Source organism: Arthrobacter sp. ZGTC131 (assembly GCF_002929275.1).
Taxonomy (GTDB): domain Bacteria; phylum Actinomycetota; class Actinomycetes; order Actinomycetales; family Micrococcaceae; genus Arthrobacter.
Map to the genome: position 1 here is coordinate 366,656 of NZ_PJIK01000003.1, position 23,388 is coordinate 390,043.

Consider the following 23,388-nt stretch of genomic DNA (forward strand, 5'->3'; position numbering starts at 1 on the left):
CCTCAGGCGGCCCGCTGCACCACACGCAGCAGGCGCCGGCGGTCGCGGAAGTCCACCTTGAGCTTCAGCTCACCCTTGCGGGCGAGTACGACGGCGACTGTCACCGCCGCGAGTGCCGGCACGCCGCCCGCCACCAGGAGGGCGGCGTGCGGATCCAGGTGCTCGGCGATGGACCCGATCATGGGGCCGCCGATCGCCTGGCCGCCGATCAGCACCATGATGTAGAGGCTCATCACCCGGCCGCGGATGCCCATGTTGGAGCTGATCTGGACCAGCTGGTTGGAGGCCGTGAGGAACATCAGGCACCAGAAACCTGACAGCACCATGGCGGCGCCGAACCAGGCGAGGGATGGTGCGAAGGCGGACACGCACAGCATGAGCCCGTACATCCCTGCGCCGAACACCACGGACCGCAGCCGCAACTGCCGGCGCCGGGTTGACGCCACCGCTCCGGCCAGCGCGCCCAGCGCCACGAGCGCGTTCAGCATCCCGTACCCGCCGGCGCCGATGCCGTAGACCCGGTCCGCAAACGCGGCGAGCAGCACCGGCAGGCTCATGGCGAACACCGCGATGAAGCCGGCCATCAGCCACGGCCAGTAGATGGTGGGCTTGCTGAGTGCATACCGCAGCCCTTCGCGCAGCATGCCCTTGCGCTTCGGCGCCGGCGTGCTGACAAACAGCTGGTCCTTGCGCAGAAGGAGCAGCATGGCCACCGTGGAACAGCAGGCCACCGCATTCGCGGCGAAGGCCCAGCCGGCCCCGACCGCCGTGAGCAGCACGCCGGCGATCGCCGGGCCGATGAGCCCGCCCAGCTGGAACGTCGTGGAGTTCACGCTGATGGCATTGCGCAGGTACCGCGGCCCCACGAGCTCATGGACGAACACCTGCCGCGCCGGCTGGTCCAGCACCGTGACCAGGCCCAGAACGAACGCGATGACATACACGTGCCAGACCTCGATTCCGCCACCCAGCGCGAGGACTGCGAGGGCGGCCGCCAGGGCAGCGGCGACAGACTGGCAGATGATCAGGATCCTGCGCTTCGCGAACCGGTCCGCCATCATCCCGCCCCAGGGGCCGAGCACCAGCGACGGCATGAACTGCAGCGCCACGGTAATGCCGACGGCAGTGACGGATCCGGAGAGCTGAAGCACCAGCCAGTCCTGTGCGATCCGCTGCATCCAGAGGGCGATGACGGCCACGAAATGGCCGATCGCAAAGATGCGGAAATTGGGGACTCGAAGGGAAATGAAGGTATGGCGCCAGGGAAGGCGTTCACTGACGACGGCGACGGGCTGGGTGACGGTGGCCGTTGGCGGCGGTGGGGGTGTCACAGGAGTTCCTCAGGAGAGCGGGCCGGCGGGGATGCCTCTAACGCTAGGGTGGAGGAGAAGGATTATGTAAGACTATTGGTCCTATAACTAGCATTGCGGATCGTAATGCTGGCTGTGCGGGCCGGTGTCAGCCCGCCGCTGCAGCCCGGCAGGACGGCGGACGCAACCCAGGAGAGCGCATGTTTGAACCGGCACAGCTTCGATCGTTCCTCGCCGTTGCCGAGACCTTGAGCTTCACCAAGGCCGCCGACCGCCTGGGCCTCGCCCAGCCGACCGTCAGCCAGCATGTGCGCAAACTGGAGACCGCGGCCAAGCGGATGCTGATCACCCGCGACACCAGGGACGTCCGGCTGACGGACAACGGCGATGCGATGGCCGGCTTCGCCCGGAACATCCTCGCGGCCCACGACGCCGCAGCGCGCTACTTCTCCGGTTCTGCCATGCGCGGCCGCCTGCGGTTCGGCACGGCGGACGACCTGGCCATCACGGGGCTTCCGCGCATCCTGCGGGAGTTCCGGCAGATCTATCCTCAAATCAACCTTGAGCTCACGGTCGGCCAGAGCGACCAGCTGTACAAGCGGCTCAACTCAGGGCAGCTGGACCTGGTCTTTGTGAAGTGGGTGGCCGGGGCAAAGGACGGCACCGTCGTCCAGCACGATTCCTTTTCCTGGGTTGGCCTCGAGCAGACCGCCCTGGAGCCCGGCGACCCGGTGCCGCTGATCGCCTACCCGTCGCCCAGCCTGAGCCGGAAACTCGCCATCGACGCCCTCGAATCCGTGGGCCGGACGTGGCGCATCACGTGCACCACCAAGCAGATCAGCGGCGTACTGGCGGCGGTCCGCGCCGGCATCGGCGTGGCAGTCATGCCGTCCTCGCTGGTGCCGGAGGACCTGAAGGTCATCACGCGCCGCTTCGAGCTGCCGCCGGTGGGCGACGTCGATTTCACCCTGATTCGGAACCCGCTGGCCAACGCCGAGGTCATCGATGCACTGACCCAGGCAATCCTGGGAAGGACACTCAAGAAGCCCGTTTGAGCCACGTCCGCCGGGGGTACGGGCGAAAAAATGATTGATAACCGTTCGCAGCGGGCCTATGCTGGCAATGTTGTCAGTCATGCAGCGGCTGATAACAAGAAGGTTTCGAAGACGAACGGGTGCCCGGCGACGATGCCCGCCCTGTTCGGGATAGGTATGCCGTGACCACAGCCGCCAACCACCGCCACTTCCCACACCACTCTCTGACAGTCGACACCGAATATGTTGGCAAGCCCAACTGCGAAAAGTGCGGAACCGACGAATTCATTTACCTCGAGTCCTTCATTCCGCCGAAGTACCGCCATGACGGCACCGTCAGGACGCTGGGCGAAGTCGCCTACACCTGCACCCGGTGCGAGGACTTTTCCGCCCACAGCGTCCCCTCATCCTGGGCTCCGCCCGGCTGGTACCTGGGCTAAGACCGCACCAGCAGCAATATGCCAAGACCGCACGGGTGAACGAACGGGCGGGCGCCGGATGGCGCCCGCCCGTTGTTGCCTTCCTAAGGCACGTGAGTCGGCTAGATCAGCGAATCGGACAGGTGGTTCGGCGTTCCGAAGCGGTGCGCCGTGATGCTGACGGCCTGCTCGTGCAGGTACGGAAGCATCTCGATGCGCCCGGCCTCCGTCACCTCGTGCGCGTAGATGGCCAGGTCCGGGCGGCCGCCCGTCGCCTCGGCCAGTGCCGCCGCGGAGCCCCCGATCAGGCGGATGCGGGCGCCGGACAGTTTGCCGGCGGCGGCGAGCCTGCCCGCGGAGGCCAGCCACGCGGCGTCGTCCTCCGCCGTGACGGCGATGTCCAGGCCGGTCAGTACGGCACGCAACTGCGCCGGAAGTTCGACGCCGGTGGAGACGGTCAGGCGCGAGCCGGCAAGTACGCCGGCGGCTACTGTCCGGACGAGCGCGGGGAGGGATCCGCCGTCGGACAGCCGGACGGTGACCGGCAGGGCACGGTAACGGAAGATGTTCCGCTCGGCACCGAGTCCGGACACGTCCTTGGCCGTACCGAATTCGTCAGCCCAGGCGAGGGCGTCGGAGCCCAGTGCCCGCTGCAGCTGGCCGAGCTCGGCGGCCGTGAATTCACTCTTCACGGAATCCACGAGACGCCGCACGCCCTGGCTGGAAATGCGGGCCGTTGAGCCCTGCGCGCTTTCCTTGCTGGTCCAGTCGCCGAGGCCGGCGAGGTAGTTGGGCCCGCCCGCCTTGGTTCCGGCGCCGACCGCTGACTTCTTCCAGCCGCCGAACGGCTGGCGCTGCACGATGGCCCCGGTGATGCCGCGGTTGACGTACAGGTTTCCGGCCTGGATGGTGTCCAGCCACAGTCCGAGTTCCTCGGTGTTGAGGGAGTGCAAGCCCGCGGTGAGGCCGTATTCGATCTGGTTCTGGAGGGCGATGGCTTCTTCGAGGGTCTCGGCGGTCATGACACCCAGGACCGGGCCGAAGAATTCGGTCAGGTGGAAGTAGGACCCGCGGCGCACGCCGTAGCGGACGCCCGGGCTCCACAGCCTGCCGGTGGTGTCCAGCTTCCGCGGCTCAACGGCCCAGTTCTCGCCTTCACCCAGCGTGGTGAGCGCGTTGAGCAGCTTGCCGCTGGCGGGCTCGATGATCGGGCCCATCTGGCTCGTGGGGTCTTCCGGGTAGCCCACCTTCAGGGAGGTCACGGCGTCGATCAGCTGGTTGTGGAACCGCTTGGACTTGGCCACAGAGCCCACCAGGATCACCAGCGACGCGGCCGAGCACTTCTGCCCGGCGTGCCCGAACGCGGAGTAGGCCACGTCCTTGGCGGCGAGGTCCAGGTCCGCGCTCGGGGTCACGATGATGGCGTTCTTGCCGCTGGTCTCGGCCAGGAGCGGCAGGTCCTTGCGGAAGGACCGGAACAGCTCAGCCGTCTCGTAGCCGCCGGTGAGGATCACGCGGTCCACGGACGGGTGCGAAATCAGCTGCTGGCCGAGCTCACGTTCGCCCAGCTGCACCATGGTCAGCACGTCGCGGGGCACGCCGGCCTCCCACAGGGCTTCGATCATGACGGCGCCGCTGCGGCGGGCCTGCTTGGCAGGTTTGATGACGACGGCGGAGCCGGCGGCGAGCGCCGCGAGGGTGGAACCGGCGGGGATGGCCACCGGGAAGTTCCACGGCGGGGTCACCACGGTGAGCTTCGCCGGAACGAAGGTGGCGCCGTCGACGTCGTCGAGCTTGCGTGCCGACTCGGCGTAGTAGTGGGCGAAGTCCACAGCCTCGCTGACCTCGGGGTCGCCCTGGTCGATGGTCTTGCCGGTCTCGCTGGCCATGACCTCGAGCAGGTCCGCACGGCGGGCCTCGAGGGTTTCGCCGGCCCGGTGCAGGATCTCGGCACGTTCGGCCCCGGACAGTGCGCCCCAGGCCTTGCCCTTTTCGACGGCGGTTTCGATCACCGTGTTGAGCGTTTCGGCGTCAGAGATGGTCGCGGCCGCCACGGAGGCGTTGCCCAGGGTCGACGCCGGAACGCGGTCCAGGATGGCGCGGCCCCAGTCACGGTTGGCGGGCAGGGACGGGTCAGTGTCCGGGGTGTTCCGGAAGCCGTCGTGGGGCATCGGCTCGGCCGGGAGGCTGCGGTTCTGCCGGCGGTTCGGCGCCGGAACGTCGTCGTCGAGTTCTGCAAGGGAGGACAGGAAGCGCTGCTTTTCGCGCTCGAACAGTGCCTCGTTCTCGCTGAGTTCAAAGACTGCGGACATGAAGTTGTCCTGGCTGGCGCCCTCTTCGAGGCGGCGGATCAGGTAGGCGATGGCGACGTCAAACTCCGCCGGGTGCACCACGGGGGTGTAGAGCAGCAGCGATCCGACATCCTTCTTCACGGCTTCAGCCTGGCCCTGCGCCATGCCGAGGAGCATCTCGAATTCGATGCCGGCTTCCACGCCGCGCTGCTTGGCCAGGAGCCAGGCGAAGGCGATGTCGAAGAGGTTGTGGCCGGCCACGCCGATCCGGATGTTCGTGATCCGGTCCGGGTGCAGCGAGTAGTTGATGACCCGCTTGTAGTTGGTGTCCGAATCCTGCTTGGTGCCCCATGTGGCCAGCGGCCAGTCGTGCAGCGAGGACTCCACCTGCTCCATGGGCAGGTTGGCGCCCTTGACCACGCGGACCTTGATGGCGGCGCCGCCGTCGGCACGGCGGGCAGCGGCCCAGTCCTGCAGGCGGATCATGGCGGACAGCGCGTCCGGAAGATAGGCCTGCAGCACGATGCCGGCCTCGAGGTTCTTGAACTCCGGCTTGTCGAGGATCCGGGTGAAGACCGCGATGGTCATGTCCAGGTCCTTGTATTCCTCCATGTCCAGGTTGATGAACTTGGCGTCGGGGAACGAGGCCGCGCGGGCGAACAGCGGGGTGAGCTTTTCGACGACGTGTTCCACGGCCTCATCGAAGGCCCAGGCGGAGTGCGGCGCCACCGTGGAGGACACCTTGATGGACACGTAGTCGACGTCGGGGCGGGCCAGCAGCGTGTGGGTGCCCTCGAGCCGGCGGGATGCCTCGTGCTCGCCCAGGACAGCCTCGCCGAGGAGGTTCACGTTGAGCTTGATGCCGTCCTTGCGGATCTTGGCGATGGCCGGGCCCAGCTTTGCCTCGGTGGCGTCGACGATGAGGTGACCCACCATTTCACGGAGGACGCGGCGGGCGATCGGAATGACCACCTGCGGCAGGACCGGGGCCATGGTGCCGCCGAGCCGCACGGCGCTGCGCATGTGCCACGGCAGGAAGGCCGGAACCTTCGGGGCGAGGGCGGCCAGGTTGCGGGCGGCCACGTGCAGGTCTTCCGGACGGACCACGCCGTCCACGAAGCCCACCGTGAACTCCAGGCCGTTCGGGTCCTTGAGGACGCCGGCGAGCTGTTCAGCGGAGGCGTCGACGGGGACCTTGGCGGCCTCCGTAAGCCAGCGGCGCACCAGTGCGGTGGCTTCGCTGGCCAGGGCTGTGGCCTCGGCGACGTCGGAGCCGGCCGGGCGGGTGGCGACGGCGCGGGTCTCAGCGGCGTCCTTGCCTGAAACACGGTGATCCGTTGCGGTGTGGGTCATGGCTTTTCTCGTTCTTTCCGTGGGTGGTGACCGTCTTACTCATCAGTATGAGCCTGCAATCACATAAGATAAAGCGATGTTTTCTGAGCAATACAGGTTAGTAAAACCAAATGCTCAAAATCCCGTCCGACCGTTCGGAAAACCGCGGAAAACCGAGCCTTTTCCACCGCCCAAACCACGCCCTCCCACTTTCCCGGCGGCTCCCCCAGACGCTCTCGCACTTCCCGGCGCCTCCCCCCCCAGACGCTCTCTCACTTCCCGGCGCCTCCCCCAGACGCGTTCCCACCTCCCGGCGGCTCCCCCGGACGCTCTCTCACTTCCTGCAGAGAAAGCACGAACCCCCTCTCACGGGGTGAGAGGGGGTTCGTCCATATCGCTCAACATGCGAGAGAGCGTCCTGTGATTTGCTGCAGGAGGTGAGAGAGCGTTCGGGTTGCTAGGTCACGGGGGTGTGCATCTCCACGGCCTCTTCATGCCGCGGGCTGTTCGGGTTCATCAGCGAGTGCCTGCGGCCGTAGCCGAAGTAGATGACCAGCCCGATGACAAGCCAAATGCCGAAGCGCATCCAGGTCTCCCAGTGCAGCTGGAACATCAGGAGCGCCGAAGCAAGGACACCGAAGGCGGGAACCACCGGCATGAGCGGCAGGCGGAACGTGCGCGGTGCGTCCGGCTTCTTGTAGCGGAAGATGATCACCGCCAAGCACACCACCACGAACGCGGCCAGGATGCCGATGTTGGTGAGGTCGGCCACGGCCTTGATGGGAAACACGCCGGCAAGCAGGGCGGAGGCGATGCCGCCGATCCACGTGACGCGCTGCGGGGTGCCGTGCCGGTCTGTCTTCGAGAACCAGCCCGGCAGGAGTCCGTCGCGGCTCATGGAGAACCACACGCGGGTGACACCCAGGAGGAAGGTGAGCATCACGGTAAGGATGGACAGCACAGCGAACACGGAGATGATGGTGGCGATGACAGGCAGGCCCACGCTGGTGAACGCGGACGCGAATCCGGCGGCCGGATCGATGTCCCTGTAGTTCTGCATACCCGTGAGCACCAGCGTTGCCGCCACGTAGAGCAGCATGGCGATGATGAGGGACAGGATGATGGCCTTGGGCATGTGCTTCTTGCCGTCGGTGGCTTCTTCAGCCGCGGTGCTCATGGCGTCATAACCGAACACAGCGAAGAACACTGTCGCGGATCCGGCCAGGACGGGGCCGAAGCCGCTGGGCATGAACGGATTGAAGTTTTCGGCGTTGATGTAGAAGACGCCCAGACCGATGATGAACAGGATCAGGACCACCTTGATGGCCACCGCGATCAGCTCAAAACGGCCGAAGGTCTTGGTGCCGCGGGAGAGGATCCAGGTGACGATCAGGCAGACGACAATTGCGGGGATGTTGACGATGCCGCCCGTGCCTTCATCCGGGGTGGACGTCATCCACACGGGCATGTGGACGCCGATGCCGGACAGGAATGCATCGAAGTAGCCGGAGATGCCGATGGCCACCACCGCCACGATGGCGATGTATTCGAGCAGGAGGTCCCAGCCGATGAACCAGCCGATGATTTCGCCCAGCGCCACGTAGCCGTACGTGTAGGCGGAGCCTGCCCGCGGGATCATGCCGGCGAACTCCGCATAGGAGAGCGCCGCGGCCGCCGAGGCCAGGCCCGCGATCAGGAAGGAAATCAGCACGGCCGGGCCTACACCCGGAGTGTCTTCGCTGCCGTGGGCAACCAGCCCGGCCAACGAGAAGATGCCGACGCCGATGATGCCGCCGACGCCGATGGCGGTGAGCTGCCACAGCCCGAGGGACTTGAACAGGCCGCTGTGCTTGTTCTCTATCTCGATGTCATCGATCGGCTTGCGCCGCAAAATGGACTGGGTGGGATCGTTTGTACTCATCAGGGACTCCTGCGTAGGTGCGGCCCCATCAATCAGCCCTGTGATGGGGGTAACTCAATCTGATCAGTATGCAAGTAACATTGCATTAGATAAAGTGGATACTTCTAACCATTATTCGTTAGTTTAACCATTCAATTCGATTCAAAGGAACAGCCCGTGCTCGATGTTCGACGGTTGAGGCTGCTCCGCGAGCTGAAGATCCGGGGCACCCTCGCCGAGGTGGCCGCAGCCCTGCAGTACAGTCCGTCCTCAGTTTCCCAGCAATTGGCCCTCCTTGAGAAGGAAGTGGGGGTGGAATTGCTCAGAAAAACCGGCCGCAGGGTTCAGCTGACGCCCCAGGCCGAAGTCCTTGTGGCCCATACCGCGCAGCTTCTTGAGACGCTGGAGCAGGCCGAGGCGGATCTGGCTGCGTCACTCACCACAGTCTCCGGAACGGTCCGGATCGCAGTTTTCCAGTCCGCGGCATTGGCCCTCATGCCGGACACCCTGACCCGGATGACGGGAAGCTACCCGGAGGTGCGGATCGAAATGATCCAGCGCGAACCTGAAACGGCCCTGCATGAGACGTGGGCCCGGGACTTCGACCTCGTGATAGCCGAGCAGTATCCGGGCCACGCAGCGCCCCGCTATCCGGAACTGGACCGCGTCCGCCTGACGGGTGACGCCATCAGGCTCGCGGTGCCGGCTGAGGCGGAGGGCAGGGCCAAGGTCACCTCCCTCGCCGACACGGCGGAAATGCCGTGGGTCATGGAGCCGCGCGGCGCCGCCTCCCGGCACTGGGCCGAACAGGCCTGCAGGAGCGCCGGGTTCGAACCCGACGTGCGCTTCGAAACGGCAGATCTTCAGGCCCAGATCCGCCTGATCGAGTCCGGGAATGCCGTTGCCCTGATGCCCGACCTCGTGTGGACCGGCCGCGGCACCACGGCCCAGCTGACTGAACTGCCGGGAAAGCCCCGCCGGACGGTCTTTACCTCCGTGCGCCGCTCCAGCGCCCAGCGGCCTGCCATCCTCGCCACACGCGAGATCCTGGCCGCGACCGCCGCCTCCATCGCGGCCGCCCAGGAAGAATCGGATGCACAACCGGGCTAGCGGACCAGGTGTTCCGCGTCACAGCACATCGTTGACCCCGGCGTTAGACTGTTCACGTTATGAATCGCACAATGTTTAAGTCCAAGATCCACCGCGCCACTGTCACGCACGCGGACCTGCACTACGTGGGTTCCGTCACCGTGGACCTGGACCTGCTGGATGCTGCCGACATCATGCCTGGCGAGCTCGTGGCCATTGTGGACGTCACCAACGGAGCCCGCCTGGAGACCTATACCATCGCTGGCGAGCGTGGTTCCGGCGTCATCGGGATCAACGGCGCGGCCGCGCACCTGATGCACGAAAACGACATCGTCATCCTGATCACCTACGCACAGATGACCACGGAAGAGGCCAAGGCCTACGATCCCAAGGTGGTCCATGTGGACAAGGACAACAGGATTGTCCAGATCGGCAACGATCCCGCAGAGGGCCACACCGCCGGCCTCATGCGCCCGCCGTTCGCGTTGAACAACGCCACGTGCAGCTGAAAGCGCGTCTCAACTGACCCAGGGCATCTGGCCGACCGAATAGCGAGATCCCGGCCACAAGGTGACCGCCGCTGAATAAATCTGATTAGGCTGGGATGGTGGACGCCACCGCCTGTAAACCCGAGCCTTCGGAGGCACCCGGATGCTAGGCGTCCTCGCGGGGTTTTTCGTCGTCTGGTGCATCATTCTGGTAGGCATGTTCGTCGGCAGGAGAGGCATCCTCGGCGACAACGCACGCCAGGTCCTCAGCGCGCTGACCTTCTTTGTGGCCAGCCCGGCCCTGCTGTTCGAGACGCTGAGCAAGGCCCGGCTCCATGACGTCTTCGCCGCTCCCCTGCTCGTTGCCGCGGTGGGCGCCGTTGCCACCGCCGCCTTGTTCTTCGTCATTGTCAGGTTCCTCCTCAAGCGCAGCGTGCCCGAATCGCTCATGTCGTCGATGAGCGCCTCCTTGGCGAACTCGGCCAACCTGGGCATTCCGATCGCCGTGTACGTCCTCGGGGACGCCAGCTATGTGGCTCCCCTGCTGATCTTCCAGCTGGCGTTCTTCACGCCGCTGTTGCTCATGGCCCTCGATTCGACCACAAGCTCGCACCGCACCACCCCGCTGCGTTTCGCCGCGATGATCCTCAAGAACCCGATGATCGTGGGCTCGGCGCTGGGCCTGGCGGTGGCCGGCACCGGCTGGCAGGTCCCCGAGTTGGTCCTGCAGCCCATCCACCTGATCGGTGGCGCCGCCATTCCGGCCATGCTGATGGCCTTCGGAATGAGCCTGAACGGCTCGAGGCCGCTCCAGGCATCTCAGGGACGCCGGGTTGACGCCCTGCTGGCGAGCGCCTTCAAGCTCATCGTCCACCCGGCGATCGCCTATGTATTTGCCCGCTTCGCCCTGGGCCTTGACGGCCACGCGCTGTTCGCCGCCGTGGTGACTTCCGCCCTGCCCACTGCCCAGAACGTCTTCGTGGCGGCCAGCCGGTACAAGACCGGCCTCACGGTCGCCAAGGACACCGTGCTCATTACCACCGTTGTAGCAGTACCCGCCATGATCGGCGTGGCTCTGCTGCTGACGTGATAACCCACCCGGATTCGGAGGAACCGTGAACCCAACCGTCGACACCGTTGTGATCGGAGGCGGCGCCATGGGCTCCGCCGCGGCGTGGGCGCTGGCCAGGCGTGGCCGTGACGTGACGCTGCTGGAGCAGTTCGGCCCGGGGCACCGCATCGGGGCCTCCCACGGGGCAACGCGGAACCTGAGCCTGGCTTACTCCGAACCAGACTACGTCGCCATGCTGGGCGAAGCTCTCGGGCTCTGGGGCGAGCTCGAAAACGAGAGCGGCGAGCAGCTGCTGGCGCGCACCGGCGTCGTCAACCACGGCCCGGATCCGCAGCTGCGCTCCATGCATGAGGCCCTGAACCATGCCGGCCTGCGGGCCGAATTCCTGCCGTTGGAGGAGGCCGGCGAGCGCTGGCGGGGCATCCGGTTTGATCAGCAGGTTCTGTACATGCCCGACGGCGGGCAGCTCAATCCCGAAGCGGCGCTGCCGGCACTCCAGCGGCTGGCCGCCGCGAACGGGGCCGCGATCCGGCATCACGTGAAGGTCCTGGAACTGAAGATCACCGACGACGGCGTCCGGCTCACCGTGGACGACGGCGGCCGCACCGAGGTGCTGACCGCGCGCCAGGCCGTGGCCACCGCCGGCGGCTGGACGTCCAAGCTGCTTGCGGACACGGTGGCCACACCGAGGCTGACGGTGACGCAGGAGCAGCCGGCGCACTTCGGCATCTCCGACGACGCCGCCGAATGGCCCGGATTCAACCACTTCCCGGGATCCTGGGAGCAGTACGCCGGCTGGTACTCGCCCGTGTACGGCATGCTGACCCCGGGCGAGGGCGTCAAGGCAGGCTGGCACGGGGTGGGACCGGTGGTGGATCCGGACCGGAGGTCCTTCCAGCCCGAGCCCCGGCAGCGGGCCGCTCTCCAGAGCTACGCCAGGCACTGGCTGCCCGGCGTCGATGCCGATTCCATGGCCGACATCAGCTGCACCTACACCACCGCCGCGGACCACAACTTTGTGCTGGACCGCATCGGCCCGGTGGTCATCGGCGCGGGCTTCGCCGGCCACGGTTTCAAGTTCACGCCGGTGGTGGGAAGGATCCTGGCCGACCTCGCCACCGGCGAAGGTCCGGCACCGGCAATGTTCTCAGCCGCCCGCGCGGGTCTCCGCTAGCTCCGCTGGTGCCGGTCCAGGAGCCGGGCGCAGCGGATGAAGCCGAGGTGTGAGTAGGCCTGCGGGTGGTTTCCCAGGTGGGTTTCGGTGCCGGGGTCGTACTCCTCCGGCAGCAGCCCCGTCGGTCCGAACAGGTTGACCAGCTGGTCGAACAGGTCCCAGGCCTCGGAAATGCGGCCCACCGCCACGTACGCCTCTATCAGCCACGTGGTGCAGATGTGGAAGCCGCCCTCCAAACCCGGAAGGCCGTCGTCGTACCTGTACCGGAAAACGGTGGGCCCCACGCGGAGCTCCCGTTCCACCGCCGTGACGGTATTTAGGAACCGCTGGTCGTTGACGTCGAGCAGGCCGGACAGCCCGATGTGCAGGACCGCCGCGTCCAGATCCGGGCTGCCGTAGGCCACGGTGTAGGAGGACGCGGTGTGGTCCCAGCCCTCGCGGAGCACCTCTTCCCGGATGGTGGCGGCCGTGGGAGCCCAGGACGGCTCGGGATGACGGCCGTGCCGGGCGGCGGTGCGGAGGGCCCTGTCCAGCGTGACCCAGCACATCACCTTGGTGTAGACGTGGTGCCGCGGTGCGCGGCGCGCCTCCCAGATGCCGTGGTCGGCCTCATGCCACCGAGCCAGCACGGCACTCGCCATCTGCACCATCAGGTCCCAGTGCGTGGCCGACAGGGATCCCTGCGACTCGCTCAGCGCGTGGATCAGCTCGGCGATGGGCCCGAACACGTCCAGCTGGACCTGGTGGTCCGCGGCGTTGCCGATCCGCACCGGCCGTGAGCCCGCGTACCCGGGCAGGCTTTCGATGATGGCTTCCGTGGAGAGCGGCGCGCCGGTGACCGAGTAGAGCGGGTGCAGCCATTCCGGTCCCGGTGCATTCGCGAGGATCCGGCTCAGCCAGGAAAGGAATCCCTCGGCCTCCGCCGTTGAGCCCAAGTCCACCAGCGCGTTGACGGTCATGGACCCGTCCCGCAGCCAGCAGTAGCGGTAGTCCCAGTTTCGGGTGCCGCCGATTCCCTCGGGCAGGGAGGTGGTGGGCGCCGCGAGCACGGCGCCGGTGGGCTCGTGCACCAGGGCGCGGAGCACCAGCGCCGAGCGCCGCACCAGCGAGGGCTTCACGGCCGGCAGTGTCAGGCCCTGCACCCAGCGGCGGGAATGATGTGCGACGGCGGAACGGCGGTCCGCCTCATCGGTTCCGTGTGTGTGCCGGGACTCCGTGTCCCCGCACCGGAGGTTGAGGACGACGGACCCGTGCTGGAGGTTGACGTCGGCCGTCGCCGTCGCGTGACGCCCGTCCGAGGTGATGGCGAAGCTGACGCCGGGGGCCAGCAGGACGATGGGATCGGAGGTGCCGACGACGTGCAGCTCACCGCCGCGGGCTTCCAGGCTGAAAGGTGCGTTGGCGTAGTCCGGCCGGGGCGCAAACACGATCCGCGCGGCGCCTGTTCCGGACAGCACCCGGACCAGGCTGGTGATCCCTTCGGGGGCAGGCTCGAGGTAGTCGGTCACGGTGAGGTCCGCCCACCGGGTCTCCACGATCATGGTGCTGTCCACATAGCGCTGGCCCAGCACCTGCGAGGCCTTGACCGGTTCCACGGAGAAGTGGCCCGCGGCATCCCCGCCCAGGATGTGCGCGAAAAGGGAGCCCGAGTCCGGCAGGGGATGGCTCATCCAGCAAATCTTGGCCTCGGGTGTGAGCAGCGCGGTGGAGGAGCCGTTGCCGATCATGGAGTGCCGCTCCAAGCCGACGGCATCCTCGCCGAACAGCCAGGCGCGGCGCAGCTCAAACAGGATAGCCAGCACGCGGGCAAACGACTCGGGGTCCTTCAGCCGGTGCTTCGCCGAGCTCGGCAGGCCGCCTACCCACAGCCCCATGTCCGGGCCCCGGAGGGTGGCGATGGCCAGGTCGTCGCTCACGGCGTCCCCCGCGTACAGCGCCGCGCTGACCCCGAGCCTTGACCGCAGCTGCTCAAGTGCGGCGGCCTTGGAGGGCTCCGCCACTGACAGGTCCAGCACCGATCCGTCCACGACGAAGAACAGCCCGAGGGCCCGGGCCACCTCCTCTGCCTTCTTCGCGGCCTTGGCCGCAACCGTGGGAGACGCCGGCCGGGTGTGGACGGAAACGGCCACGGGCTTCCGCTCGATGCTGATCCCCTTGTAGGCGCCCACCGATTCGAGCAGGGCCTGGTTGGCCTGCTGCAGCACGGACTCGGTGGCCAGGGACAGCCCGTGGGCGAACCCCATGTCGAACTCGGCGCCGTGGGAGCCCACCAGATGCACCTCGGCGGGGAGCCTGGACACCGCCGCCAGGTCGCGCAGCGACCGCCCCGAGATGACGGCGGCATGCGTGTTAGGCAGGGCGGCCAGCGCGCGGAGGGCGATCGCGGCACCGCCCAGGGGCAGCGTTTCGGTGGAAATTCCCTCCGCGGCACACAGGGTTCCGCCGTAGTTGCAGGCGACCAGCAGCCCGGGCGTGCGGGCCAGGATCTTCAGTTCGGCGAGCAGTTGGGGAGTGAGTCCGTCGTCGGCCGCTTCCGACTGGACGAAGGCCCTCAGCAGGCCCAGCGGCAGGGACTTTGTCAGTAGTGCGGAATCGGCCACCGTCTGGTTGAGCGGAGTTGGCATGCGCGGATCCTTCGGATCATCCCCAATCGGTTCTGGACCCCTTCAGTGTCAGCCGCAGCCGTTTCCCCTGAATATCCCGCTCGTTGCGGTCGTGTAACTTCGCCGGAGCTCCCCTCTAATTCCGCATGAACGGGGTAGCGGTAGCCACCAGCGCGGTGGCGGTGAAGCTTCCTCACCAGCGTGGTGGCGGCGGAGCCGCAGGCGGCGCAAAAAAGGTCCGCCCGGGCCACGGTGAACGCGACCCGGGCGGACCCGGAACTTCTTTGGTGCCAGTGCTTGGGGCTAGCAGGCCGTCGAATCGAACTCGTAGGCGCCCGAATCTGCGGCGGCGGTTCCGGCGCAGTCGCCGTTCTGGGCGGCCGGGGCACCGGCCAGGTCCAGGGTGTAGGCGCTGGTCCCGGCCCGGTCGATCGCCGGGCTGGTGCTGGTCAGGCGCAGATTGGTGGGAGCGCTGACAAAACCTGCAGGCGCCTTGCTGGTGGTGCTGTTCGGCGTGATGTTCGTCGGGCCGTTCAGGACATTCTGCTTCTCGGTCCAGCCCGAGCCGTTCATGTACAGGGAGTTCTTGACGCCCACCAGGATGTTGGCCCGGACCACCGTTGAGGACGGGCAGGTCGCGTGGCACACAACAGCCTGGGACACAGCACCGGTCAGGTAGACCGTGTTGAACTCAAAGACCGTGCCGTTGGTGGGTCCGTAGGAAGTGCCGGCTCCGCGGGCGATCAGCCCGGTCGCCTCGGAGCAGTTGGCCCCGCAGGTGGAGCGGATCAGGTTGTAGCGGTAGGTGTTGCCGTCCGCTGTGCCCGATGACTTCCCGAGTTCGGAGAAGCTGTTGTTGTCCACGGACACATTGTGGTGAATGCTGTTGCGGTTGCCATTGTAGATTTCAAAGGCGCCGCCGTCCTGGTTGTAATCGTAGGACTTGGCGGTGGAACCGCTGACGGTATTGCCGGAAAACTCATTGTCGTTGCCGTTGATCAGAACACCGAACGCACCGGAGTCATCGCCGCAGTTCAAGGCAGACGCCGTTCCGCAATTTGTGCCGGGGGTATTCACATTCATGACGTTGTTGTTTGTCAGGGAATTCCCCGTGTACTTACCGAAATCGGAACCGGAGCTGATCTTGAGGCCAACTGCGTTGTTGGAGGCGCTGGAGTTCCGAACAAGGTTGCGGTCGCCGGTGACGCTGATGCCCGCATAGCCGCACGAGACGGCGCGCAGTCCGTCTACCGTGGTGTAGCCGCCGTTGATCCTGATGCAGTTTCCCGACTTGCCGCCGGTCACCGTGGGCGCAGTGCCGGCGCCGTAGCTGTTGAACGTGATGGGGGCCGTGGACGTGCCGCTCTGGGCGCTCACGATGCCGCCGGTCCAGCTGTCGCCCTTGCGGAAACTGACGGTGTCTCCGGGCTTGAGGACAGTCTGGCTGACCTTAGTCAGGGACTTCCAGGGTGCCGCGGTTGACGTGCCCGCGTTGCTGTCGCTGCCGGCAGCGCTGACATAGTAGGTGGTGCCCGCGGCGGAAGCCGGGGCCGAGACGCCTGCAACCAGGCCGCTGACCATGAGGCAGCTCATGAGTACGGCTGCGGCAGTGGACTTGATCTTCATATTTTTACCTGGGTCTGATTGTGAACGGAGCTGATCGCATTCCATCCCGTGGATTTCTGAATCAGGCGCGCCGAAGAACCTCACCCGCGCGGGGTTGAGGTTGTCAGGTGTAGTGATTTTGAGACCGCTACATTGGACCAGCTAGCCACAGCATCTGCACTTGCGTGCGGAAACTTGTAAAGCACCCGGAATTAGGGCGGGTAAGCCCATTACGGAAGAAATTGAGACCTTGCGGAGTTAAAGCTAAGTTCTGCCCGCCGCAGAAGTCAAAAGATCTCGATTGAATAACGGCAATTTCAACCGTCATTTATCCAGGGCAAACTCCCTTCAGAGCACGCTGACCTGCAGGTTCAGGTCTCGGGCGCTGCTCGTGGAGGGCCTCAATATATTTTCCTAAGGGCCTAGACGCGGGCCAGCCCGGCGGCGTGGGCCAGCAGCTCCACCGACCGGAGCCGCGTCTCGGTCCCGGTGCTCTGGTGAGCAACGATGAGCTCGTCGGCATCGGCGTGCTTGGCGAAACCGTCCAGGTAGTCCGTCACGGCGTCCGGCGTACCGACCGCGGAATACTTCATCATCTGGGACACGTGCTGCCCCTGCGGGGAGTCGAGGATCATGTCCGCTTCGTCGTCCGTGAACTGCCGCCCGCCGCCGAAGAACAGCGATACGCGGGCTCGCAGGGTGTCGCGGAAGGTCTCCTGCGCTTCCGATGCTGAATCCGCGGCAATCACGTTGACGCCGGCGATGACGTGGGGCGAATCCTGCTGCTCGGAGGGTTTGAATTCCCGGCGGTAGATGGCCACGGCGTCCTGCAGCGCATTCGGTGCGAAGTGGGAGGCGAAAGCGAAAGGCAGGCCCAGCTGGGCTGCGAGCCGGGCTCCGAACAGGGAGGAACCCAGGATGTACAGGGGCACGTTGGTGCCCTTGCCCGGCGTTGCCTCGACACCTTGGATACGGGTGGGGCCGCTCAGGTAGCCCTGCAGTTCCAGGACGTCCTGCGGGAAGGTGTCCGCCGACTGGGGGTCGCGGCGGAGCGCACGCATGGTGTTCTGGTCGCTGCCCGGGGCGCGGCCAAGCCCAAGGTCGATGCGTCCAGGGTGCAGGGTCTCCAGCGTTCCGAACTGCTCGGCAATGGTGAGCGGCGAGTGGTTGGGGAGCATCACGCCGCCCGCGCCGAGACGGATGGTCTCCGTCTTCGCGGCAACGTGCGCAATCAGGACGCTCGTGGCCGAGGACGCAATCGAGGACATGTTGTGGTGTTCGGCGTACCAGACCCGCCGGTAGCCGAGTTTCTCGGCAAGCTGGGCCATGGCGACGCTGCCGGCAAAACTCTCCGCCGCCGTCTGGCCCTTGCCGATGGTCGCAAGGTCAAGAATGGAGAGCGGAACAGTCACGGAGGGCCGGCCTTTCGTAGCGGAGCGTGGTGGCGGCCAGTTCCGGTGGCGGAACAGGCACACTGGCGACAACGACGGCGGCACTCGGGATATTTCTGGATGTCGCCGTGGCGCCGGACACGGAGGAAGGGGCCGCCGTTTCCGGCTGCCCCTTCCCGCGTTCTAGCCCATCTGCTCTACTTGCTTGCCCCAGCCCGCAGCGAAGCTACTTCAGCTTGAAGTTGGCTTCGATGTGGGAACCGTCGGCTGACGTCATGCTGAGCTGGAGGCAGGCTCCCGGCATGTTCGGCGTCTGCCAGTTATAGATGTACTGGCCACCCGTCGAGTCGTACCTCAAGAAGGTATTTCCGGTCGCCGTGATCTCGATTCCGTCCTGGATTGCCAGCGGGCTGCACGCGATCTGCCGGACTCCCATCTTCACAATGCTGGTGTCCGTCAGTTCTGTGGTGCCGGCGAACACCTCGAATTTGGCAGGTACGGTGCTTCCCGCCTTCACTGTGTTGAGAACGCCGCCCATGTCGATGGGCTGGTAGAACCCCTTGGGCTCCCAGGCTTTCACCGTGTAGGTCTGTGTAGCGACGGACGTGCGCCCCGCATTGTCGGTGGCCGTGGCCGTCAACGTGTGGGTGCCCACTTCCGCTGAGTAGCCGGTCACGGCGCAGCTAGCCGGACCTGAAACTGCATCCGTGGCGGTGCATGTGGGCTGAGTGCCGAGGGACCTGAAGTACGCGTCCGCCAGAACTGAGTCGAAGCTGGCAGCAGGATCCGTGAGGTCCACCTTGAAGGCCGCGCTGGACACTGCGCCGGCGGAAGTCGCGTTGTCCGCGTCATCCGTGAACGCCGGACTGGCCAGGACCATGCCGGCGCCTTCCCCGCTGGACACCGTTGTCTTGACCGCCGATTCCGGCCCTGACAGTGCATCCGTTCCGGTAAACGTCGCCGTGACCGGGCCGGTGTACCAGCCGTTCGCGCCTTCCGTGCCGCTGAGGCTCGTGAACGAAACGGACGGCGCCGTGAGGTCGATCTTGTAGCTTGCGGACGGCGTGCCCGCCTCGGAGGCATTGCCTGCAAGGTCCGCGAAGACCGGGCTGCTAACGACGACGGAGGCTCCCTCTCCTGCGGATGTTGCGGTCTGGGTCGCTACAGCCGGCCCCGAAACCGCATCAGTTCCGGTGAACGTCGCCGTGACGGGTGCCTTGTACCAGCCCTTGGCATTCGGCTCCCTGTCAGCTTCCGAGTACGCCACCACCGGCGCCGTCCCGTCAACCTTGAAGCTTTGGATTACCGCGCCAAGGGCGGAGGCGTTGCCTGCGGTGTCACTAAACACCGGGCTCCTGACCTCGATGTCCGCTCCTTCGGCGCCTGCGGCTGTTGTTTCGCTCGCGGATTGGGTGGCGGGGCCGGATGTTGCGTCGACGCCCGTGAACGTAGCCGTCACGGGCCCCCTGAACCAGCCGTTGTTGCCGACGGGTCCTTCTGCCCCGGCGTAGCTTACTGCGGGAGCGGTGGCGTCAAGGCCCACGGGCACAGTGTTCTTGGAGGTGGAGCCGCCGGCGCTGGTCGCAGAGCAGGTGTACGCGATTTTCACCTGGTCCGCCGAAATGGACTGGTCCTCGCAGCCGTTGGTGATCAATGAGGATGGCGACTCGGGATCGGCCACCGTCCAGCTGAGGATCAGCGGCACGGTGAACCACTCACTGAGGCCGTTGGGTGTCCCCGGGTCCAGGGTGTAGCTGATCTGCGGACCGCTGGGGTCCACGATGCTGTAGGTGGCTGAGCCGCTGGCGGTGAGCCCGCCGCCGTCGATGTAGCTGCAGCTCGCTGTCTGCTGGCCGATGCCGTCCGCTGCGTCAGGACCTGTAATGCCGCTGAGTGCTGCAGCGACCGTTCTGTCCCCATCCTCGGCGTCGGCCACGTTGCAGGATGCTGCGGGGACGGCGCCCTTGGCATAGGACTCGCCGGTCATTACGCCCGCCACTGTGACCGAGGGGGCAGTGTTCGCCGGCGCGGGGGCCGCCACATCGACGGTGAACGTGGCCGGGGCAAGGTCAAAGGTTCCGCCGGTGTTGTTGAAGGTCTGGGTGGCGCTGATTGTAGCGGTGCCAGCTGCCACCGGGGTGACCGTCACCAGCTTCGTGTTACCACAGGCTGTGAATGTCACGGACGAGGGGCTGACGGTCGCTGCCGCCGGATTGCTCGATGCCAGGCTCAGGGTCAGGGTGGTGCTGCCGGTCAGGTTGCAGCCGTTCTTGCCCGGATCGTTCGTCGGGACGATCGCCAGTGTCGTCGTCTTTGCAGCACCGCCCACGTTCACCGACATGATCTCGGCGACCGCGTCAACGCTCGTATCAAGGCTGTTGAAGACATCGTCCGCCTTCGCCACACCCGCCGCGGACAGGAGCAGCCCGCCCGCCGTGACGGCAGCCAGGAAGGTCCTGCCGGCGCCTCCGGCGGACGTGGCGGACCAGCACCCCGTTCCGGGCCCGTCCTTCGTTCTCCGCCCGGAACTCCTTCGGTTCGAAAAATTCACTGCCGCGCCTCCTCGCAAGATGTGGCCACCATTGACCGCAGATGTAATTCCGAGGCTAGGGGTGCACGCGCAGAAGATCACGAGTGGATTCCACTCGAATTTCGGTATGTCCGTACCTGCTTCATGGGCGCAGTACTCGGTTTTCCGCTGCGGCTGGTTCCTGGCTTTTCCGCAAGTTCTGGGCGGCCGCGGCTAAGCTATCGGCATGGCCAACAAATCCACTGCTGATAAAGTCGCCACGATCCAGAAAGGCTACGTCCTGGAGGGCGCCACCATCGAGCTGGGAGCCGCCATCGTAGACGGCGAGCTCCACAAGGACGCTCCCGTGCGGCTGCCGCTGTCCATGATGAACAGGCACGGCCTCGTGGCAGGCGCGACCGGCACGGGCAAGACCGTCACCCTGCACATGATGGCCGAGCAGCTCTCCACCGCGGGTGTCCCCGTCTTCCTGGCCGACATCAAAGGCGACCTCTCAGGTCTCGCCACGGCCGCCACCGGAAGCGAGAAACTGAAGGCGCGGACCGAAGGCATCGGCCAGCAGTGGGCCGGCAAGACGTTTCCGGTGGAGTTCCTGGCCCTCGGCGGAGACGGCAACGGCATCCCGGTGCGGGCCACCATCACATCGTTCGGGCCCATCCTGCTCTCCCGCATCATGGAACTCAACGACACCCAGGAGTCCAGCCTCCAGCTGGTGTTCCACTTCGCTGACAAGAACAACCTCGAACTGATCGACCTGAAGGACCTCCGCTCCGTCATCCAGTTCCTCACGTCAGACGAAGGCAAGGAGTCGCTCAAGGAACTGGGCGGCTTGTCCAAGGCCACTGCCGGCGTCATCCTCCGTGAGCTGGTGACCCTCGAAGCGCAGGGCATGGAACGCTTCTTCGGCGAGCCCGAGTTCGACACCGCGGAGCTCCTCCGCACCGCCCCGGACGGGCGCGGCGTCATCAGCTGCCTTGAGCTGCCCACCCTGCAGACCAAGCCCATGGTCTTCTCCACCTTCCTGATGTGGCTGCTGGCGGATCTCTTCGAAGACCTGCCCGAGGCCGGCGACCTCGACAAGCCCAAGCTCGTGTTCTTCCTGGACGAGGCCCACCTGCTTTTCAATGACGCGTCCAAGGCGTTTCTCGAGGCCATCACCACCACGGTCCGGCTCATCCGTTCCAAGGGCGTGGGCATCTTCTTTGTCACGCAGACGCCGAAGGACGTTCCGGCCGACGTCCTGGGCCAGCTCGCCAACCGCGTCCAGCACGCGCTGAGGGCGTTCACGCCGGAGGACGCCAAGGCGCTCAAGGCCACCGTCTCCACGTTCCCGCTCAGCGACTACGACCTCGAGGAGACGCTTACGTCGGCCGGCATTGGCGAGGCGGTGGTCACCGTGATGAACGAGAGGGGTGCGCCCACGCCCGTGGCATTGACCCGCCTGCGCGCGCCGGAGTCCGTCATGGGACCCAGCGCCGATGAACTGATCAAGAGCACGGTGGCGGGATCGGCATTGCTCACCAAGTACGGCACCGCAGTGGACAACGTCTCAGCGTACGAGAAGCTCTCTGGCAAGGCCGCGGCCTCCACGGGCGCCGCAGCACCGGGTCAGCCGCCGGCTCCCTCCGCCGAGGTCTTCGTTCCCGGCAGCCTCGACACTCAGGGCGTCGACGCCGATGCCCGCCGCATCGAAGAGGAGATCCTGGGGCGGCCTAGCAGCAGGCCCGCGTCCGAGCGGCGCGAACCGTCACCGCCAGCACCGCGCTCCGCTCCCCCGGCCGGCGGCGGCATGACGGAAGACATCACCGGCGCCCTCGGCGGGGCCCTCGGCGGCGGGCTGAAAAGCATGGTCCGCTCCATGGGAACCCAGCTGGGCCGGGAACTCCTGCGGGGTGTTTTTGGCACGTCGTCCCGGCGCCGCCGTTAGCGCCGCGGCGTGCCCGCCCGGGCGGTGACGCCCCGCCGTCGGGCGCTTTTTCACGCTAGCCCGGCGTCACGGCGGCACCTGTTACTCCTGCGTTCGCGGCACTTGCAGGTAACGTAAGGTGCGTGCAGATGAGTCAAGCGTTGGTGAGGACAGCGGCCGGGTGGCTGCTGGGCCTGATGCTTGCCGTGGCCGGAGCCATCGTCTCGGTCAACCTTGTGAACAGCTCGGTGGCCAGTCCGCAGCAGCCAGTGCGCGAGTATCTGGAGGCACTGCAGAAGGGCGAGGGCGAGCGCGCTCTGGGCCTGCTCCGCGCTTCCGTGCCGGATGCCGACCCCGCGATGCTCGACGGCACAGCGCTGCAGACGTCGGCCTCACGCATCACGAACGTGAAGCTCGGCGGCGCCGAAGCACGTACCGGCAACCGGGTCATGGTGCCCATGGACTACACCATCGACGGCAGCCGGCTGCGCACCGAGTTCCTGCTGGAGAGCACCGGTACCGAATGGCTGTTCTTCCACAAATGGGCGTTCGTGCCTGCACCGCTGCCCACGGTAGACGTCACCGTGGTGAACTCCAACGAGGCCACAGTCAACGGCGTACCGGTGAACATGCCCGGCGGCCGCAACACATTCGCTGTGTTCTACCCCGGCGAATACGAGGCATCCCTGAACGGGCAGTTTTTCTCGGCGCCTCCGACCAGGGCCACCGTGTCCGGGCGGGACGCTCCCACGGCACCGCTGAACCTCCTGACCCAGGCAACGGATGAGCTGAACCAGGCAGTGGCCACCCGGGTCAAGGAATTCCTTGACAAGTGCGCCGCCGAGGCCGACAAGCAGCAAAGGCTTCAGCCGGACTGCCCGTTCTACCACGCCACCAACAACCGGGTGGTGGACGGGACCATCAAGTGGAGCATCACCGAGTACCCGAAGATCAGCATTGAACCGTTCGACGGCAAATGGGTGGTGGCCCCCCTTGACGGCAAGGCCAGGATCAACGCCGAACAGGTGGACCTCTTCACCGGGGGAGTTTCCGCGCTGAATGAGATCCACGACTTCAGCTTCACCACGCGCCTGGACATCGAGGGCGACACCATCAGGGTCACCCCGCTCCTGAGCTTCTAAGGCCGCCGGGCCGGCTCGGCTTGGTCGGACCGCTTTGGCCGGGCTGCCGCGTCACGCAATGAAGGTTTTTGGGCCCACGCCCGCGGCGAACCCCGTCATTTC

The 23,388-nt window shown here is 66.2% G+C and carries 15 protein-coding genes; 8 read left to right on the forward strand and 7 right to left on the reverse strand.

The window, feature by feature from the left end:
• Window positions 1–2: 2 nt before the first annotated feature.
• On the reverse strand, window positions 3–1,331 hold the full coding sequence (locus CXQ90_RS06790) for an MFS transporter (RefSeq protein ID WP_104137912.1): 1,329 nt from the start codon (window positions 1,329–1,331) through the stop codon (window positions 3–5).
• A 179-nt stretch (window positions 1,332–1,510) separates the two neighbouring features.
• On the opposite strand from CXQ90_RS06790, the gene CXQ90_RS06795 reads away from it, so the two are divergent.
• Together CXQ90_RS06795 and CXQ90_RS06800 are read left to right on the forward strand one after the other, a co-directional pair.
• Window positions 1,511–2,365 carry a LysR substrate-binding domain-containing protein gene (locus tag CXQ90_RS06795; protein ID WP_104137913.1) on the forward strand — a complete coding sequence of 285 codons (855 nt, stop codon included), beginning with the start codon at window positions 1,511–1,513 and terminating at the stop codon, window positions 2,363–2,365.
• Between the two features lie 161 nt (window positions 2,366–2,526).
• The gene (locus tag CXQ90_RS06800; protein ID WP_258064387.1) at window positions 2,527–2,784 is read left to right on the forward strand and encodes a hypothetical protein; all 258 of its coding nucleotides are present in this window, start codon (window positions 2,527–2,529) and stop codon (window positions 2,782–2,784) included.
• Window positions 2,785–2,885: 101 nt separating this feature from the next.
• Here CXQ90_RS06800 and CXQ90_RS06805 read toward each other — a convergent pair whose 3' ends face one another.
• Both CXQ90_RS06805 and CXQ90_RS06810 read right to left on the reverse strand, forming a co-directional pair.
• Window positions 2,886–6,407, reverse strand: a complete 3,522-nt coding sequence (locus CXQ90_RS06805) for a bifunctional proline dehydrogenase/L-glutamate gamma-semialdehyde dehydrogenase (RefSeq protein WP_104137915.1) — start codon at window positions 6,405–6,407, stop codon at window positions 2,886–2,888.
• 436 nt (window positions 6,408–6,843) lie between these two features.
• A complete protein-coding gene (locus tag CXQ90_RS06810; RefSeq protein ID WP_104137916.1) occupies window positions 6,844–8,307 on the reverse strand; it encodes an amino acid permease in 1,464 nt (487 codons plus the stop codon).
• A 156-nt stretch (window positions 8,308–8,463) separates the two neighbouring features.
• On the opposite strand from CXQ90_RS06810, the gene CXQ90_RS06815 reads away from it, so the two are divergent.
• From CXQ90_RS06815 to CXQ90_RS06830, 4 genes are all read left to right on the forward strand, one after another.
• The gene (locus CXQ90_RS06815; RefSeq protein WP_104137917.1) at window positions 8,464–9,396 is read left to right on the forward strand and encodes a LysR substrate-binding domain-containing protein; all 933 of its coding nucleotides are present in this window, start codon (window positions 8,464–8,466) and stop codon (window positions 9,394–9,396) included.
• A gap of 59 nt (window positions 9,397–9,455) precedes the next feature.
• Window positions 9,456–9,884 (forward strand): aspartate 1-decarboxylase, encoded by a 429-nt coding sequence (panD, locus tag CXQ90_RS06820; RefSeq protein WP_181038456.1) that lies wholly within the window; start codon window positions 9,456–9,458, stop codon window positions 9,882–9,884.
• Window positions 9,885–10,026: 142 nt separating this feature from the next.
• Complete coding sequence (locus tag CXQ90_RS06825; RefSeq protein WP_104137921.1) at window positions 10,027–10,953, forward strand: AEC family transporter; 927 nt, start codon at window positions 10,027–10,029, stop codon at window positions 10,951–10,953.
• A 25-nt stretch (window positions 10,954–10,978) separates the two neighbouring features.
• On the forward strand, window positions 10,979–12,109 hold the full coding sequence (locus CXQ90_RS06830) for an FAD-dependent oxidoreductase (RefSeq protein ID WP_104137922.1): 1,131 nt from the start codon (window positions 10,979–10,981) through the stop codon (window positions 12,107–12,109).
• Here CXQ90_RS06830 and CXQ90_RS06835 read toward each other — a convergent pair.
• From CXQ90_RS06835 to CXQ90_RS06850, 4 genes are all read right to left on the reverse strand, one after another.
• Window positions 12,106–14,733, reverse strand: a complete 2,628-nt coding sequence (locus CXQ90_RS06835) for a trehalase-like domain-containing protein (protein WP_104137924.1) — start codon at window positions 14,731–14,733, stop codon at window positions 12,106–12,108. The genes CXQ90_RS06830 and CXQ90_RS06835 overlap by 4 nt on opposite strands.
• A gap of 282 nt (window positions 14,734–15,015) precedes the next feature.
• Window positions 15,016–16,338 (reverse strand): hypothetical protein, encoded by a 1,323-nt coding sequence (locus CXQ90_RS06840; RefSeq protein WP_104137926.1) that lies wholly within the window; start codon window positions 16,336–16,338, stop codon window positions 15,016–15,018.
• A gap of 401 nt (window positions 16,339–16,739) precedes the next feature.
• Window positions 16,740–17,729 carry an LLM class flavin-dependent oxidoreductase gene (locus CXQ90_RS06845; RefSeq protein ID WP_104137927.1) on the reverse strand — a complete coding sequence of 330 codons (990 nt, stop codon included), beginning with the start codon at window positions 17,727–17,729 and terminating at the stop codon, window positions 16,740–16,742.
• Window positions 17,730–17,934: 205 nt separating this feature from the next.
• Entirely contained in the window at window positions 17,935–20,259 is a 2,325-nt protein-coding gene (locus tag CXQ90_RS06850) for a PxKF domain-containing protein (protein WP_104137929.1), read from the reverse strand.
• A gap of 205 nt (window positions 20,260–20,464) precedes the next feature.
• Here CXQ90_RS06850 and CXQ90_RS06855 point away from each other — a divergent pair, with 205 nt between their 5' ends.
• Entirely contained in the window at window positions 20,465–22,165 is a 1,701-nt protein-coding gene (locus tag CXQ90_RS06855; protein ID WP_181038457.1) for a helicase HerA-like domain-containing protein, read from the forward strand.
• Window positions 22,166–22,293: 128 nt separating this feature from the next.
• Entirely contained in the window at window positions 22,294–23,286 is a 993-nt protein-coding gene (locus CXQ90_RS06860; RefSeq protein WP_181038458.1) for a hypothetical protein, read from the forward strand.
• The last annotated feature ends 102 nt before the right edge of the window (window positions 23,287–23,388 follow it).